General features: G+C 61.8%; 12 protein-coding genes. 7 read left to right on the top strand and 5 right to left on the bottom strand.

Features of this window, described 5'->3' with window-relative positions:
- Positions 1-14 precede the first annotated feature (14 nt).
- Both ACPQ6D_RS13450 and ACPQ6D_RS13445 read left to right on the top strand, forming a co-directional pair.
- The gene (locus ACPQ6D_RS13450; RefSeq protein ID WP_423224850.1) at positions 15-1,118 is read left to right on the top strand and encodes an AAA family ATPase; all 1,104 of its coding nucleotides are present in this window, start codon (positions 15-17) and stop codon (positions 1,116-1,118) included.
- A complete protein-coding gene (locus ACPQ6D_RS13445; protein ID WP_423224849.1) occupies positions 1,118-1,813 on the top strand; it encodes a DUF4276 family protein in 696 nt (231 codons plus the stop codon). Before ACPQ6D_RS13450 ends, ACPQ6D_RS13445 begins: the two co-directional genes overlap by 1 nt.
- Before the next feature lie 500 nt (positions 1,814-2,313).
- Here the strand turns inward: ACPQ6D_RS13445 and ACPQ6D_RS13440 are convergent, their stop codons facing one another.
- On the bottom strand, positions 2,314-3,354 hold the full coding sequence (locus ACPQ6D_RS13440; protein WP_423224848.1) for an aldo/keto reductase: 1,041 nt from the start codon (positions 3,352-3,354) through the stop codon (positions 2,314-2,316).
- Positions 3,355-3,529: 175 nt separating this feature from the next.
- Between ACPQ6D_RS13440 and ACPQ6D_RS13435 the strand changes: the two genes are divergently transcribed.
- From ACPQ6D_RS13435 to ACPQ6D_RS13415, 5 genes are all read left to right on the top strand, one after another.
- Positions 3,530-5,443 carry a hypothetical protein gene (locus ACPQ6D_RS13435; protein ID WP_423224847.1) on the top strand — a complete coding sequence of 638 codons (1,914 nt, stop codon included), beginning with the start codon at positions 3,530-3,532 and terminating at the stop codon, positions 5,441-5,443.
- Positions 5,444-5,641: 198 nt separating this feature from the next.
- Positions 5,642-8,329 (top strand): site-specific DNA-methyltransferase, encoded by a 2,688-nt coding sequence (locus ACPQ6D_RS13430; RefSeq protein WP_423224846.1) that lies wholly within the window; start codon positions 5,642-5,644, stop codon positions 8,327-8,329.
- Positions 8,330-8,482: 153 nt separating this feature from the next.
- Positions 8,483-8,749: a hypothetical protein gene (locus ACPQ6D_RS13425; RefSeq protein WP_423224845.1), complete on the top strand. Its 267-nt coding sequence runs from the start codon at positions 8,483-8,485 to the stop codon at positions 8,747-8,749.
- Positions 8,746-9,138 carry a type II toxin-antitoxin system VapC family toxin gene (locus ACPQ6D_RS13420; RefSeq protein ID WP_423224844.1) on the top strand — a complete coding sequence of 131 codons (393 nt, stop codon included), beginning with the start codon at positions 8,746-8,748 and terminating at the stop codon, positions 9,136-9,138. Before ACPQ6D_RS13425 ends, ACPQ6D_RS13420 begins: the two co-directional genes overlap by 4 nt.
- An 8-nt stretch (positions 9,139-9,146) precedes the next feature.
- Positions 9,147-12,119, top strand: a complete 2,973-nt coding sequence (locus ACPQ6D_RS13415; protein WP_423224843.1) for a DEAD/DEAH box helicase family protein — start codon at positions 9,147-9,149, stop codon at positions 12,117-12,119.
- A gap of 2 nt (positions 12,120-12,121) precedes the next feature.
- Here the strand turns inward: ACPQ6D_RS13415 and ACPQ6D_RS13410 are convergent, their stop codons facing one another.
- The 4 genes from ACPQ6D_RS13410 to ACPQ6D_RS13395 are packed head-to-tail and all read right to left on the bottom strand — an operon-like array spanning position 12,122 to position 14,875.
- Positions 12,122-12,328 carry a hypothetical protein gene (locus tag ACPQ6D_RS13410; protein WP_423224842.1) on the bottom strand — a complete coding sequence of 69 codons (207 nt, stop codon included), beginning with the start codon at positions 12,326-12,328 and terminating at the stop codon, positions 12,122-12,124.
- 15 nt (positions 12,329-12,343) lie between these two features.
- Positions 12,344-13,735: an MBL fold metallo-hydrolase gene (locus ACPQ6D_RS13405; protein WP_423224841.1), complete on the bottom strand. Its 1,392-nt coding sequence runs from the start codon at positions 13,733-13,735 to the stop codon at positions 12,344-12,346.
- 22 nt (positions 13,736-13,757) lie between these two features.
- The gene (locus tag ACPQ6D_RS13400) at positions 13,758-14,522 is read right to left on the bottom strand and encodes a sulfite exporter TauE/SafE family protein (protein ID WP_423224840.1); all 765 of its coding nucleotides are present in this window, start codon (positions 14,520-14,522) and stop codon (positions 13,758-13,760) included.
- Positions 14,519-14,875 (bottom strand): rhodanese-like domain-containing protein, encoded by a 357-nt coding sequence (locus tag ACPQ6D_RS13395; protein ID WP_423224839.1) that lies wholly within the window; start codon positions 14,873-14,875, stop codon positions 14,519-14,521. Before ACPQ6D_RS13395 ends, ACPQ6D_RS13400 begins: the two co-directional genes overlap by 4 nt.
- Positions 14,876-15,880: the final 1,005 nt, after the last annotated feature.

Here is a 15,880-nt window from a genome sequence, read left to right as displayed (position 1 = left end):
TCAGGAGAGTGATAATGTTGCGACGAGTGATTCTTAACGGGTTTAAGTCCATCAAGACGATGGATATTGAGTTGAATAACCTGAATGTTCTGATTGGAGCGAACGGCGCGGGCAAAAGCAACCTCATTTCGTTCTTCAAAATGCTCAACGAGATGATGGCTGGCCGGCTTCAGGAGTACATCGGTGCTTCAGGGCGTGCTCACTCCCTGTTGCACTTCGGCCCCAAGGTGACGCTGCAGTTAAAGGCTTCGCTAGAGTTCGAAGTAGAAAATGCAAGGGATATCTATACCATGCGCCTGTTCCATGCGGCAGGCGATACGCTTGTTTTTGCCGAGGAGACATTGAGCTTCGCAGGAGCGGGCTACCTGTCTTCCAAGACTGTCTCATTAGGTTCGGGGCATCAAGAAACACGAATCGGCGAATCGGCGGGCGCGGGAGAGAAAACCGCCACGGTGTTTCGGAATCTGCTTAACTCCTGTCGAGTGTATCACTTCCACGATACGTCGCCCACGGCCCGGGTTCGCCAATACTGCTACATTGGCGACAATCGCTGGCTTATGCCTGATGCGGGCAACTTGGCCGCGCTGCTCTATCGGCTGCGGAATGAAAACAGCAGATCGGCTTATCATCCAATTGTCACGACGATTCGTTTGATCGCCCCGTTCTTCGATGATTTTGACCTGGAGCCAACTGGCCCTAACAAGCGGGACATCATCCTGAACTGGCGGGAAAAGGGATCGGATCAGGTGTTCGGCCCGCACCAGTTTTCGGATGGCACTCTGCGCGCCATCTGTCTTGTCACGCTGCTTTTGCAGCCAGAAAGTGAGCTGCCTGGCCTGATCATTGTTGATGAACCGGAACTCGGACTTCATCCGTATGCGCTCAACGTGATAGCTGCGTTGTTCAGCAAAGCGTCGCACCACACTCAGGTGCTCATCAGCACGCAATCCAGCACTTTCCTCAACAACTTCGATCCTAAAGATGTGATTGTGGTGAACCGAGAGGGTAGGGAGTCACAATTCACGCGCCCTGATCCTGATAAACTGGAAGCATGGCTCGAAGAATATAGCCTGGGCGAAATCTGGGAGAAGAACGTCATAGGCGGAGGTCCGCACTAATGGCACGCCTATATCTATTCGCCGAAGGGCAAACAGAACAGACATTCGCCGACACGCTACTCAAGCCGCATCTCGCAAACATGGGAGTATATCTACAGGCTTCGATTCTTACTGCGCACGCAAAGAAGAAAGGCAAAGTCTACCGGGGTGGCGCTCTGAAATACGTGCCAATAAGAGACGACATCCTACGGTTCTTAGCTCAAGAGAAGGGCATGAGAGATGTCTTTTTCACAACGATGATTGACCTGTATGCTCTCCCTGATGACTTTCCTAAATGGGAGGAAGCCGAAAAACTGCGTCATTCGCCTGGCAAGCGCGTTGAGGCTCTGGAGCAAGCGTTTGCCAGGGATATTAACGATTGGCGGTTTATTCCCTATATCCAATTGCACGAGTACGAAGCATATCTCTTCTCCGATCCCACGCAATTTGCCTTCTTCTACGGCCACCATGAAAAGGCTATTTCGGCGCTCAAGGTCATCGCCGAAAGTTACAATACACCTGAATTGATTGACGACGGAACGCACACGGCGCCAAGCAAACGTATTATTGCTGAGTTTCCCGACTATGCAGGCGCAAAACCTGTCGTGGGACCGCAGGTGGCCGCACTGATAGGTCTGGACGCGATTCGTAGTAAGTGTCCCCACTTCGAGGCGTGGCTGTCAAGGCTCGAAAGACTTGGCGCGGAGTCGCACTAACGGTTGGCGTTACCCGCGTGTGGGCGGGCGTGGACTCTGCTTGGGAGCAGAAAAAAACTCGAAAATGCAAGGGGCGGGCTAACAGCCGATTAAGGCTGAGCAACGCACAGTTGAATCAACGCGATGTGTCCTGATGTTGTCAGAATGGCAGAGATCGTTGTCACCCGCGCGCTTCAGGCCTGCGGCGCAGAACTCATCTGGCAGAAGGGTACGCGGGATTTCCTTCTCACGCCAAGCCCGACGGCGGCGTGGGTTACGGCGCCAGCAGCAGTCCGCGTATGGTCCACAGGCTGGCGCCGCCCAGGATGTTATAGACGATCTTAAACTCTCTCCGCAGCAGAAGCGCGGCCGCGGGCTGACTACGGCGGCCGGCGGCGCAAATCTCCGCCAGCGGCCGCGCCGGCTCCAGTTCGTTGACGCGGCCAGCCAGTGGACCGAGCGGAATCAGGGGCGCTGCATCTCACCTGGAGTTCGTTGGCCCGCAAGGGCTGCGGTCGCGCCTACGGGGCGCGGCGGTGGTTATCAATCTGACCGAAGGCGCCGCCAAAAACGATGTCCAGAATGCTCTCGCTGGTCAGAAACTCGTGTGGGAAGCCTAGTCCGATGGCGCTGACTTTGTCCAGCCGCGCCAGGTGCTCAGCCGTCAGGTGAATCGCGAGCGCGCCCAGATTATCTTCGAGCTGTGACGGCCTGGTCGCCCCGAGGATGGGAATGATCGGCGCAGAATGCGGCGACTGCTGCGCCAAAACCCAGGCAATAGCCACTTGCGGGGGTGTGCAGCCGAGGTCGGCGGCCACAGCCCTGATCTCAGCCGCAATCGCCAGGTCGCGTTCGTCCCGCCCCCAGCGCGCCGCACGGCCGCTGGCTTGCGGATCGGCGAGGTACTTGCCGGTTAGCACGCCGGCGCCCAGGACGCTCCAGGGCGTGACTGCAACATCCATCGCGCGCGCCATCGGCAGCAGATCGCGTTCTGCACTGCGATCGGCCAGGCTGTAGCGAATCTGCAAGCCGACGAAGCGCGACCAACCGCGCAGGTCGGCGATGGCGTTCGCTTGCGCCACAACCCAGGCCGGGGTATCGCTGATGCCAACGTAGAGCACTTTGCCCTGACGAACAAGGTCGTCCAAGCCGCGCAAAACTTCCTCCACGGGCGTGGTAAAGTCCCAGGCGTGAACCCACAGCAGGTCTAGGTAGTCGGTATTGAGCCGCTTGAGGCTGGCATGCACCGACTGCATCATATTCTTGCGGTGGTTGCCGCTGAAATTTGGATCGCCCTGGCGCATTTTCAAGGTGTACTTGGTCGCGACGACGAAGTGCTCGCGATCGCTGGCGATGAACTCGCCCACGTATTTCTCGCTGGCGCCGTCGGTGTAGCGGTTGGCCGTGTCAATGAAGTTGCCGCCCGCATTGGCGTAGAGATCGAAGATCGCTTGACTGGTCTCTTTGTCCGCACCCCAGCCCCAGTCCGGCCCAAAGGTCATGGTGCCCAGGGCAACCTCTGACACACGCAGACCACTGCGGCCAAACAATTTGTAACGCATGCTCATTTCATCACCTTTACTTGGGAGATAGCCAGGCCACGGCGCCTGACGGGATTCCGCGCGCTATTCCGTGACCTGATTTGTCAATTCATCCGCGCCTGTGCTACGATTCAACCAGGGATCGCTAGCAGGCAGGATCGAGTTCATTTTACCAGGAACTCGCAGGGAGGAGAAAATGAAGCCCTTCAGGAAGTTCTCATGGCGGCGGTCGCTTCCGTGGCAAGCGCTTGCCCTGTGCCTTTGTCTCCTGTGCACCCATGTGACCATGGCGGCCGAAGGCCCGCCGGTGATTCAATTCGCGGATGACACGCCCCTGAGTGCAGTCTGGCCTGATGAGAAAATTGTCTTCGCCGTGCAGAACAACACCACCGCAGACCTGCTGTTGGATGTTCGTGTGGCGGAATTCGCCCACGGCGCGCAGATCATCGAAGCCAGCGCGCTGCTGCAAACGACGGCGCTGACGATCACGCTGCCGGCCGCGGGCAGTGCGTGGGTTACTCTGCCGCTGGCGGCAAAGCCGGCCTTCAGCCCGGAGCCTGGCGCGTATGCCAGTGTCGTCGCGGTCTCCTCGCCCACGCACGGGCTGGTTATTCGCAAGCCTCTGGCTCTCAAGGTCAGAGACCCGAAAGCCGCGACTGGGCTGCTCAAACCCGCCGTCGCCGCGTACACCATTCAAGCCTATCGCCTCTGCCCCTTTGCGCCACCGTGGTGTGTAAACAACTGCGTGCTGCCGCTCAAAGACCTGCCTGCGCTGGCTTCTCTGCCGACCGGTGCGCTCGGTTATCTGACCAGCACGCAGGGCGGCGCCTTGTCCGTGACGCTCGCTCATTACGCGCCCGCCAAAGGCGCGCAGTTGGCTTATGATTTCAGCAGTGGTTGGGGACTGGCGGGCGCTTACACCGGTAAGGTTGACCTGGCGCCGAACGATGAGGCGCAGGGCGACGTTACGTTGACCGTCAACGTGACTGATGCCATCTGGTATCCCATTCTGCTGTTGATTATCGGCGTCTTTATCACGGCGTGGACGCAGAACTGGCTGGGGGTGCGGCGGCCTCTGTGGCAGTTGGTGGACCGCGAGGCGACGGCCAGTAAGGTGGTTGCAGGTTGGCAGCCAGTCTCCGGGTATGACATCCGTACGGACGCGCTGAGGCTGCTGGCAGAGGTCAAACAAGAGGCCCAGAGGCTGGATCGGGTGTGGATGAATTTGCTCTTTGCGCCGGGCGCCGTCGAGGACGCTAAGCAGCGCCACGCCCAGCTCGAGGCTAAGCTGACGAGCGTGGAGGATCAGCTTGCGTTTTGGCCGGCGGCATGGGAAACGAAACTGAATGCGCTGCAAGCGGCCCTGAAGGACAACATGGGGCCTGCGTTGGCGGTCGCTGCGCCGCCGCCTGCGTTGCCCCTGCCGTTGGAAAAACCGCGGTTTTACACGGCGGCTGAGGCGTTGGGCAGCGGTCAGCCTTTGACGCTGGCAAACTTCACGAAGCAAGTCGCCGCAGCGGACAAGGCCATCACGTTGGCGACCAGGTGGGGCGCTTGGGAGCAGGCGCTGGCCTGGGCGCGAGGGCAGCTCGATAGCCTGCAGGGCTTAACGCCCGATGAAGCGAAAGTGGCCGCGCGGGCGCGCCAACAGGCCAATTCCGCCTGGGTTGATCTGTGGGTGGCTGCCAACCTGGACGATCTGCGCACGCGCCGCACCGAGGCCGAGATCGCGGCAGCCGTAGATGGCGTTGCCCAACTGCTGCACCGCTTACCCACGGCAAAGGCGCCAGGCGACAGCACGCCGACGACGAGGGACGTGCCTCCTGGCGACGCGCCGCGCGCCGTCCTGCCATTTTTGCCCGTGGCCGACCTGCCCGCAGAGCCAGCGGCGCGCGCACAGCGGGCCGAGAACGCCCTGCGCCTGGGCGACCGCGCTTTCCTGGGCATTGCCGTGCTCGTGGCCCTGGCAACCGGCCTGAGCCAGCTCTACTTCGGCAAGAACTTCGGGTCGCTGGACGATTGGCTGAAGGCGCTGACCTGGGGCGCGGGCAGCAAGCTCGGCGTTGACCTGGTCAAGACCGCCATGGATCGCTTCTTTGTGCGCGCCTGACCGGCGCCAAGAATCGTCACTCGCCAGGCGTGACCTGCGGGCGTAGGTGTTTTCGTCCAATACCGACTTGGCCGCGCCAATTCCTCGACTACAGACCGGTCCAAAGGCCAACGCCAAGAAATGAATTGACGATCAACCTGACCGCGTCTATAATCGGCGCACACACTCGAACGCAGCTCCACGACGGGAGAATTAGCCATGCCCCAATCCAGGCAGTACGAACAGCAATTCTTCGACGCGCTCAAAGCTATCTTCATCGGCGCAAAGGTCGAGGGGGACTCCGGCTACATCAACCTGATGCGGATCAAGGCGACCTACTTTGAGCAGGGCGTCTTCCCGCAGTTGCTGCGTGACATCGAGGCCGCGTGTAAGCCGTTCGAGCCGAGCTTTCGCGAAGAACTGTTCGATAAACTCTACGACTTCTTCCGCCGCTACTTCAGTGAGAGCGGCAGCATCTACTTCCGCCACACCGCGGCCAGCGAGGGCATCTACGAGCGGGTCTACACCGACGACCGCGACGTGATGCTCTTCTGGAAGACGCACATGCTCTACTACGTCAAGACCGACCGCCTGTTCAACAGCATGGAGGCGGCGGTGGGCGGGGAGCGATTCTACTTCGACGTGGCGGGCATGGCGCTGAAGCGGGCCAACGAGAAGCGCGATCTGATCTACGAGTTCAAGAAGCGCGAGGCTGACGGCCGGCTGGCCTTCACCGTGGCATATTCGGAGAAAGGGCGTAAGACCAAGACCGACGATCTCCTGGCCGCGATCCGCAAAACCGGCGCGCCGGTGGACGAGGAGACGCTGGAAAAGGCGTTCCGCGTCTTCGAGAAACAGTCGGAGGTAGACTACTTCATCAACAAGGACGCGCGGGCCTTCCTGGTGGAGCAGTTCGACCTGTGGATGTTCCAGTACCTCTTCCGGGGCGAGAGCGCGTTCAGCGAGACGCGGCTGCGGCAGTTGCAGGCGATCAAAAAGATCGCGTATGAGATCATCGGCTTCATCGCCCGCTTCGAGGATGAGCTGGTGCGGGTGTGGAACAAGCCGAAGTTCGCCTTAAACAGCCACTATGTGGTCACCCTGGATAAAATCCTGGACGCCGAGGGCGGCGCGGCGCTGATCGAGCGCCTCTTCAGCCACGCGGGCATGGCCGGCCAGATGGCCGAGTGGCGCGAGCTGGGCATGCTGGACGACGCCGAGACCCTGCGGGTTTTCGGAAACCCGCAGGGTCTGCTGGGCCTGATCCTGGCCGCCGACCTGACCGGCGCGCCCCTGCACCCGCGCCTGCGCTACCTGCCGCTGGACACCAAGCACGTGCCCGACCTGGAGCTGGCCATCCTGGCCCTGTTCGATGACTTGGATACAAATCTGGACGGCTGGTTGGTGCATAGCGAGAACTACCAGGCGCTGAATACCCTTCTACCGAAGTTTCGGGAGCGGGTGGATGTGCTATACCTTGATCCGCCCTACAACAGCGATGCTAGTCCCATCATCTATGTGAACAACTACAGGGCATCGTCATGGCTTTCGATGATTGATAATCGCCTGTTCCTTGCCAGGGATATCCTTTGTGAGACAGGTGTCATGTGCATTGCGATTGATGATAACCAACAGAAAGAATTGCAGCTCCTGATTGAGCGAAATTTCGGCAAGGATAGCATCGCTGGCACAATCTCGGTTCGTGCCAACCCATCGGGGCGTCCGACACAAACGGGATTCTCCCTCCAGCACGAGTATGCGATCTTTGTGAGGAAAGACGATGAGTCCGTTATCCTTAGAATGAAACGATCTGATGAGCAGCAGAGGCGATTCTCTGGCAGAGATGAGACCGGAGAATTCGAGTGGAGGAATCTCAGGCGTGAAGGTTCAAACTCTGATCGAGACCGAAGAAGAAGGCTATACTATCCCATAGCCACAGATGGCAAACAGCTTTGGATTCCTGAGATGAGTTGGGACCAAGTGAAAGAAGAATGGACTGTCACCGCGAAAGCACCACCCGGCACGATCCTAATCTATCCTGTGGATGATTTTGGTCGGGAAAAGACATGGCGGTGGAGCCACACAAGGCTAATGAGTGACACGACACTCTTTTCAATTAAGGCCGGAAAGAACGCGAAGTCCAACGTTTACTACAAGAATTACCCCCACCCTGAAGGTGCAGTTCCACCGACAATCTGGGTAGACGCCCGATATTCCGCAACGGAACACGGCACCGGCCTGTTGAAGAACCTCTTTGGAGACGCTCTCTTTTCTTATCCCAAGTCAGTTTACACGGTAGAAGACTGTATTGACATCTCCGGCCTCCGGAGAGAAAGTAGCCTGTGTCTCGACTTCTTCGCGGGCAGCGGCACCACGGCCCACGCCGTCATGAACCTCAACCGCGCCGACGGCGGCAGCCGCAAGTACATCCTGGTGGAGATGGGCGAGCACTTCCACACCGTCATCCTGCCGCGCGTCAAGAAGGTCGCCTTCTCCGACAAGTGGAAGGGAGGCAAGGCGGTGCTGGATAATAGCAGCCAGGGGATGAGCCACTTCGTCAAGTACTTCGACCTGGAGCAGTACGAGGACACGCTGCGCCGCGCCCGCTACGAGGACCACGCCGCGCCGCCCTCGCTGCTGGCCGGCACCGTGGAGGAGCTGGCCCGCTACGTCTTCCTGCGCGATCTCAAGCTGCTGGATGCGGTGACGGTGGACACGGCGGGGAATCAGGTGCGGGTGGCGCTCGACAAGCTCTACGACGGCATTGATCTGGCCGAGACGCTGTCGTGTCTGACGGGCAAGTGGATCAAGCGCCTGACGGCCGAGACGGTGGTATTCGCGGATGGCTCCACGGCCGACCTGGCTGCGCCGCGCTGGGAGGATGTCAAGTCGCTGCTATGGTGGTGATGGCGTTTGGAGCACAAACGCGCAAAGAATCTGCAGCGCTTGCGACGGAAACGCGAAGCAGAGAACGCTTGCTGCGAAAGACGTTCGGCACCAGCGCGCTGTGCGCCTAAAATGCTCGTGGACAGGCGCTGGATACCGTTTGGAGGTGATACGATGGAAGCAGTACAGGTGCATCAAGTGATAGCCAAGGATGGAGAAATACGGATCACCGGACTTCCCTACAAAAAAGGGCAGGCCGTCGAGGTCATTGTGTTGCTCCCGCCGGCGGCGTCCCGGCCGCGCGCGCGCTTGACGGTCGGGCGTCTGCGCAAATCGGGTCTGATCGGCCTATGGCAAGACCGTGACGACATCGGCGACAGCTCCGTCTATGCGCGCGAACTGCGCGAAGAAGCTCAGGCGCGCGGAGAGATCCGGCTATGATTCTGCTCGACAGCGATGTGCTGATAGACCTGCTGCGCAAACATCCCCCAGCCGCAGCCTGGTTTGGTACGTTGCCAGAGGACGAAGAGGTGGCGGTTTCCGGCTACGTCGTGATGGAGCTAATTCAAGGCTGCCGCAATAAAGTAGAACAAGACCGGGTGCAGCGCGCGCTGGCGTCCTACGGGGTGGTGTGGCTTTCAGAAGCGGATTGTGACGCAGCGCTGGGTGTGTTTGCCGCGTTTCGCTTGAGCCACAATGCAGGGTTGCTGGATGTGTTAATCGGACAGACAGCGATCGCGTTGGGCGAGCCGCTGCATACTTTCAACCAGAAGCACTATCGTTTTATCCCTGGCATCCAGACCGTCCAGCCCTACGCAAAGAGCAGCTAAGGGGCGGCATGGCGTATCTGCAAACTCTGTTAGCCGATTTCATGTACGAGAGCCTGCCGCCGGCGTGGACGACCGGCGACCTGGCGTCGTTTTCGCGCGGCAAGACGCTGTGGAGCTACCAGCAGGATGCGCTGCGCAAGGCCGTCATCGCCCTGTGGCTGTATTACGACGGCGAGACGGATGAGGCGCGGCGCAAGGCCCGCTGCTTCCAGCGCTACACCGACTCCAGCGTCACCCTGCCCGCGCTGCTCAACGTGGGCAAGAAGCGCGACCAGATCAAGCTGCTGGCGCCGTACTACACGCTGACGGCCGCGCCCAACGGCGAGCGGGAGCTGCCCTACCGTGAGTTGGTCAACCGCATGGGCTTCTGGATGGCGACCGGCAGCGGTAAGACGTTGGTCATCGTCAAGCTGCTACAACTGCTTTGGACCTTGATGCAGCTCGACTTGATCCCGCGTCGCGATGTGCTGGTGTTGACCCACCGCGAAGACCTGCTCGATCAACTGCGCGCCCACGTGCGCGACTTCAACGGCGGTGGGGCCATGCCGCTGCTGCGCCTGCGCGACCTGCGTGAGCTGCCCGAGGCCAAGCGCGAACATCCCTCGCTGCTGGGCCGCCAGGAGCTGACCGTCTTCACCTACCGCTCCGATAACCTGAGTGACGTCCAAAAAGAGCGCATCGTGGACTTTCACAACTACGACAACGACGGCCAGTGGTACGTGCTGCTGGACGAGGCGCACAAGGGCGATAAAGAGGACTCTAAGCGGCAGCACATCTACAACATTCTCAGCCGCAACGGCTTTTTGTTCAACTTTTCGGCCACCTTCACCGACCCGCGCGACCGGCTGACGACCGCGTACGAGTTCAACCTGGCTTCCTTCATCGCGGGCGGCTACGGCAAGCATGTCAGCCTGCTGCGGCAGGAGAACCGCGCCTTCAAACACGCGGAAGACTTCAGCAGCGAAGAAAAGCAGCGCATCGTTCTGCAGTCGCTGCTGATGCTGGCGTATGTCGCCAAGGCGCGGGCGCAATTATGCGCGGCCGCCGGCGCAACCCTCTATCACCGGCCGCTGCTGCTGGCGCTGGTCAACTCGGTCAACACCGAGGAGGCGGACCTCAAGCTGTTCTTCCGTGAGCTGGCGCGCATCGGCGCCGGCGATGTTTCCACGCAGGCTTTCACCGCAGCCAAGGCCGCGTTGCGCGCTGAACTGGCGGCCGGGCCTTCGTTCCTTTACGAAGGGGAAGAGTTCGCCTTCAACGCGACCCTGTTCGAGAGCCTGACGCGCACGGATGTCTACCGTTATGTCTTCAACGCCGAGCGCCGCGGGGCGATGGAAGTGCTGGTACGCCCCTCCAACGACAAGGAACTGGCCTTCAAGCTCAAATCCACGGCCGAACCCTTCGCGCTGATCAAGATCGGCGACAGCACGCCGTGGCGCAAGGGGGAACTGGCCGGCTACGAGTTGGTTAAGGGCTTCGAAGATGACAGCTTCTTTGCTCGCCTGAACGAGGCCGACAGCACCGTCAACCTGCTGATGGGATCGCGCAGCTTCTACGAGGGGTGGGACTCCAACCGGCCCAACGTCATCACTTATATCAACATTGGCACAGGCGACGAGGCGCAGAAGTTCGTACTCCAGTCGGTGGGCCGCGGCGTGCGCATCGAGCCGCTTGGCGGCAAGCGCAAGCGGCTGGCAAGCCTGCACAACACGGGCGAGGTGGATGACGCCACGTTTGCGGCCGCGCGGCCGTTCCTCCACGCAGTGGAGTCCCTCTTCATCTTCGGCACCAAGCGCGCCGCGCTGGAGACGATTCTGGCCGGGCTAGAGGCCGAACGCGTCCAGGAAGGCGGCCACCCGTTGGCGCTGGACGTCAACCCCGCCGCGCTGACCGCCGCGCATCCGATTCTGATCCCCGTCTTCCGCCAGTTGGACGGCCAACTGCTGGTGGAGCAGCGCCAGCCGCGCAAGTTCGAGCTGCAGGAACAGGAGCGCAAGCTGCTCGGCGATTACGTGGCCTACCTGGGGGATGACCGGCTGCTGCTGGCGCATCACAACCTGACCCCCCAGCAGATCGGCCTGCTGCGCACGACCCTCGCCGCGCCCGACGCCTACTTCCACGCCATCGCCGATCGCCGCTTCGGCCGCGTGGACGTCCTGCTGCCGCGGCTGCTGCAGTACTTCGCCATCGCGCCGCAAACGGTGGACCGCTTCAAACCGTTGGAGGACGAGATCAACCACTTCCAGCGCATCCGCGTTACGCTGGCGGACATCTCCGAGCTGCGCGGCCAGATCGAGGCGGTCAAACGCTACGTCCCGCCGACCGCCCGCATCGCCGAGCTGCGCGCGCAGCGCAACCTCGGCCTAATGGACGACGACGCCTACGATGCGGCCCGGCTCGCGCTCGACCGCATTCAACCAGAAGCCACGTTCGACCACGACGGCCAGCGGTTACACATCAAACACCTCGCCAGCCACTACTACCTGCCCCTCCTGATCTCGGATCAAGACAAAATCGGCTATATCAACCACGTGATTCACGTCGCCAGCGAGCGGCGTTTCCTCAATCAGCTTGAACAGTACCTCAAAGAGACGCACAACGGCTTCAAGCAGTACGACTGGTGGCTCTTTAGCCGCAGCGACGAGGCCCTCGACCGCGTGATCCTGCCCTACTACGACGGCAGGCAGGGCCGTATCCGCGACTTCCACCCCGACTTCGTCTTCTGGCTGGTCAAGGGGAAGGCGTACACGATCCTGTTCGTGGATCCGAAGGGGATGACCGTCGGCGATTATCAGTACAAGATTGACGGCTACCGGGAGCTTTTCCACGATGCCACGGGCTGTCGCGTCTTCTGGCATGGCGGCTACGAGGTGCGCGTGGCGCTGCTGATGTATGCCGATAAGGCCGATGAGCCGCCGCAGGGCTACCGCGCGTACTGGTGCGACAGTCCACAGGCGATGCTGCAAAAACTGGCGCCGTAAGGTTACACGTCACGCGAGCGCGATCTCGGCCGGGTGCGCACGCCATAGTATACGGCATACTTCACCCTGATCCAGCCGGCCATCTGACCTTCGTCAAACACGCCGATTTGCAGCAGGCAATCGTGATCGCGACCCAGCGCGTCGAGCGCCTCGCGCAGCTTTTTGGGCAGCGCGGCGACATAACAGCTGCTGAATGCGCTCCACAGCAAGCCCCACTGCGCGGGTTACTGCGCCAGCGGCAGTCCGCGCATCGTCCACAGGCTGACGCCGCCCAGGATGTTATAGACGGTTTTGAACTCCTTTTGCAGCAGAAGCGCGGCCGCGGACTGGCTGCGGCTGCCGCTGGCGCAAATCACCGCCACCGGACGCGCCGGGTCCAGTTCGTTGACGCGGCCGGCCAGTTGACCGAGTGGAATCAGGAGCGCTCCGGGCACATGCCCCTGCGCAAATTCCCACGGCTCACGCACGTCCACCACCTGCGGGCGCTCACCGTTGCCGCTGTCCAGCAGTTTCTTGAGTTCCACCGGCTGGAGGTCACGCACATCGCCGCTGCGCAGCGGCAGCCCCATGCCGCGCCAGGTTTCCAGGCTCTCCGCCAGGTAGCCAACGACGTTATCGTAGCCCACGCGCGCCAGGCTGAGAACGACGCGCCGGTAATCGGCCGCGTCCGCCAGCAGCAGCACGATTGGTGCATCGGGCGGCAGGACGAAACCAACCCGATTGCTCAACTGATCGTCCGCTTCCAGGTGCACCGCGCCAGGCACGTGCGCCTGTACAAAGGCCGCGCGTGAACGAGTGTCGAGCAGGGCCGCGCCGCGGCGGAAATAGGGCAGGGCCTGCTGAATCAAGAGCGGCCGTGGACTGATCTCGCCCAGGGGCGTCGGCCCCTCGCGATTGATGGATTTGATGCGGGCGTGATTGCCCGGCTGCTCCGGCAGATCATGCGTAGCATAGTCCACAAAGTCGGCCGGCGTGCGCGCAGCCAGCGCGGGGTTGAAGCGCCGTTCATAGCCGATCGTCGAGCTGCGCACCGAGCCGATGGCGCGGCCGCACAAAGATCCAGCCCCGTGCCCCGGATAGACCATGACCCCATCGTCCAGGGTGAGCAGATTGTCAAACAGGCTGGTGAACAGCTCGCCGGCCAATCCCCGCGCGGCCGCCGCGCCCACCAGGTCAGGGCGGCCGACATCGCCCACGAAAAGGGTGTCGCCGGTTAGCACCATCCAGGGATCGGGCGCGCGCGTGGTGTCAGCCACGGCCAGACTGATGCTTTCCGGCGTGTGGCCCGGCGTATGACGCACGGTCAGGCGCACGTTGCCCAGGGCGATGACGTCGCCATCGTGCAGGGGTTGATGGGCGAAACGCGCGCCGCTGGCCGCGTGCAGATAAATCGCAGCGCCGGTCTGCTCGGCCAGGTCCGCGTGACCCGACACGTGATCGGCGTGCAGGTGCGTCTCAATAATATGCGTAATCGTCAGCCCCCGCGCCTGCGCCGCTTCCAGGTATTTTTCCACGTCACGGTCTGGATCAACAACAGCCGCCACGCCGTGGCCTTCACATCCAATGAGATACGACGCGCAACCAAGCCCATCCACAAAAAATTGCTGTATAAACATCACCGTCTGCTCCTTTTGACTCTTATACTTTCGGCACATTATCAAACAAGAGAAAAATCGCCAACACGATCACAAAGCCGCCAAAGAGGCGGCGCAGATGTACGGCGGGCAGGCGGCCGGCCAGGCGCGCGCCGGTGAATGCGCCCACCAATCCCGCGGCGGCGAAAATCGTCGTCAGCGACAGCAGCGCGGCCGGATCAGAAACGCCGGCGCTGAGGTGTCCCAGGAAGCCGGCCAGGCTGTTCATGGCGATGACGAGCAGCGAGGTGCCGACCGCCTGCGCCATTGGCAGCCCAACCAGGATCACCAGCGCGGGTACGATCAAGAAGCCGCCGCCGACGCCCAGGATGCCGGTCAGTACGCCCACGCCCGCGCCGCCGGCGATGACCGTCAGCCAGCCGCGCGGCGCCGCAGCGTCTGTCCGTTGTGCCCGCTGCGCGAACATCAACCCGCCGATGATCAGCATCAGCAGGGCAAATGCCACGAGCAGGAGCGCAGGGCTGAATCGTTTCGAGACGCCCGCGGCCAGGAAGGACGCCGCCATGCCCGCGCCGCCGAAGAGTAGGGCCACGCGCCAGTTGAGCGTGCCCTGCGCGCGGTGAAACAGCGCGGCCAGCGCGCTGGTCGCGCCCACGATGGCCAACGAGGTGGTGATGGCGACCTGCGGCGTTTGTCCAACCAGGTAAACCAACGCCGGCACGGTCAAGATAGAGCCGCCGCCGCCCAACAGGCCGAGCGAAAGGCCAATCACGAAGCCGAGCGCCAGGTCCAATGGCAGGCCGCTCACTTGGCTGCGCCCTTCTTCAGCGGCAGGCCAGCCTGTTCCCAGGCGATCATGCCGCCGCTCAGGTTGACCGCCTTGAAACCCTGGGCCGCGAGCTGCTGCACGGCGCTGCGGCTGCGGTTGCCAGAGCGGCAGACGCACAAGATTTCGCGTTCGCGCGGCAGCTCCTGGAGGCGCTGGCTCAATTCGCCCAGCGGGATCAGCATGGCGCCGGCGATGTGGCCGAGCCTGTACTCATCGGGCTGGCGCACATCGAGAATGAAGGGGGCTGGCTGCGTGCGCAAACGCTGACCCGCCTCGCTGGCGCTCATCGCCGCGATCGAAGCGCCGCCCAAGAATCGCCTGAAAAAATCCATCGTGTTGTCCCTCATCTACTTACTGGATTGCCGCACACTCCCGTCTTGGATGGAACAACCGGCAAAAGGTTACACAACCCCCTTGCGCAGGCTGCTTCGACGAGACAGCGCCGGGCAAGCCAACAACGATCTCGACGACATCAGCTCCTTACCCGGCGGGCCTGCGCAAGGTTGATCCCCCGGTGCGGCCAACCCTCGCAGGGGAATGTGGACATCACAATGTTGACTTGTGACGACGGTGCGTGACTCTGAGTGCGTTACCTCGCCGCAGCCCTGCGAGGGGGCATCCCCTTGCGCAGGCTGCTTCGGCGAGACAGCGCCGGACAAGCCAACAACGATCTCGACGACATCAGCTCCTTACCCTGCGGGCCTGCGCAAGGTTGATCCCCCGGTGCGGCCAACCCTCGCAGGGGAATGTGGACATCACAGCGTTGGCGTGCGGCGCAGTGGCGTGACTCTGAGTGCGTCACCTCGCCGCAGCCCTGCGAGGGGGCATCCCCTTGCGCAGGCTGCTTCGGCGAGACAGCGCCGGACAAGCCAACGACAATCTCGACGACATCAGCTCCTTACCCGGTGGGCCTGCGCAAGGTTGATCCCCCGGTGCGGCCAACCCTCGCAGGGGAATGTGGACATCACAGCGTTGGCGTGCGGCGCAGTGGCGTGACTCTGAGTGCGTCACCTCGCCGCAGCCCTGCGAGGGGGCATCCCCTTGCGCAGGCTGCTTCGGCGAGACAGCGCCGGACAAGCCAACGACAATCTCGACGACATCAGCTCCTTACCCGGTGGGCCTGCGCAAGGTTGATCCCCCGGTGCGGCCAACCCTCGCAGGGGAATGTGGACATCACAGCGTTGGCGTGCGGCGCAGTGGCGTGACTCTGAGTGCGTCACCTCGCCGCAGCCCTGCGAGGGGGCATCCCCTTGCGCAGGCTGCTTCGACGAGACAGCGCCGGGCAAGCCAACAACGATCTCGACGACATCAGCTCCTTACCCGGCGGGCCTGCGCAA

Origin of the sequence: Candidatus Amarolinea aalborgensis, assembly GCF_900491745.1 — a bacterium.
Lineage (GTDB): Bacteria > Chloroflexota > Anaerolineae > SSC4 > Amarolineaceae > Amarolinea > Amarolinea aalborgensis.
The sequence above is the reverse complement of the archived record's forward strand: the minus strand, read 5'-3'. Positions and strand labels throughout refer to the sequence as shown.

Excerpts from the sequence above, each read along its gene's own strand:
- ACPQ6D_RS13450 (WP_423224850.1), top strand. The coding sequence starts at position 15 with ATGTTGCGACGAGTGATTCTTAACGGGTTTAAGTCCATCAAGACGATG.
- ACPQ6D_RS13445 (WP_423224849.1), top strand. The coding sequence starts at position 1,118 with ATGGCACGCCTATATCTATTCGCCGAAGGGCAAACAGAACAGACATTC.
- ACPQ6D_RS13440 (WP_423224848.1), bottom strand. The coding sequence starts at position 3,354 with ATGCGTTACAAATTGTTTGGCCGCAGTGGTCTGCGTGTGTCAGAGGTT.
- ACPQ6D_RS13435 (WP_423224847.1), top strand. The coding sequence starts at position 3,530 with ATGAAGCCCTTCAGGAAGTTCTCATGGCGGCGGTCGCTTCCGTGGCAA.
- ACPQ6D_RS13430 (WP_423224846.1), top strand. The coding sequence starts at position 5,642 with ATGCCCCAATCCAGGCAGTACGAACAGCAATTCTTCGACGCGCTCAAA.
- ACPQ6D_RS13425 (WP_423224845.1), top strand. The coding sequence starts at position 8,483 with ATGGAAGCAGTACAGGTGCATCAAGTGATAGCCAAGGATGGAGAAATA.
- ACPQ6D_RS13420 (WP_423224844.1), top strand. The coding sequence starts at position 8,746 with ATGATTCTGCTCGACAGCGATGTGCTGATAGACCTGCTGCGCAAACAT.
- ACPQ6D_RS13415 (WP_423224843.1), top strand. The coding sequence starts at position 9,147 with ATGGCGTATCTGCAAACTCTGTTAGCCGATTTCATGTACGAGAGCCTG.
- ACPQ6D_RS13405 (WP_423224841.1), bottom strand. The coding sequence starts at position 13,735 with ATGTTTATACAGCAATTTTTTGTGGATGGGCTTGGTTGCGCGTCGTAT.
- ACPQ6D_RS13395 (WP_423224839.1), bottom strand. The coding sequence starts at position 14,875 with ATGGATTTTTTCAGGCGATTCTTGGGCGGCGCTTCGATCGCGGCGATG.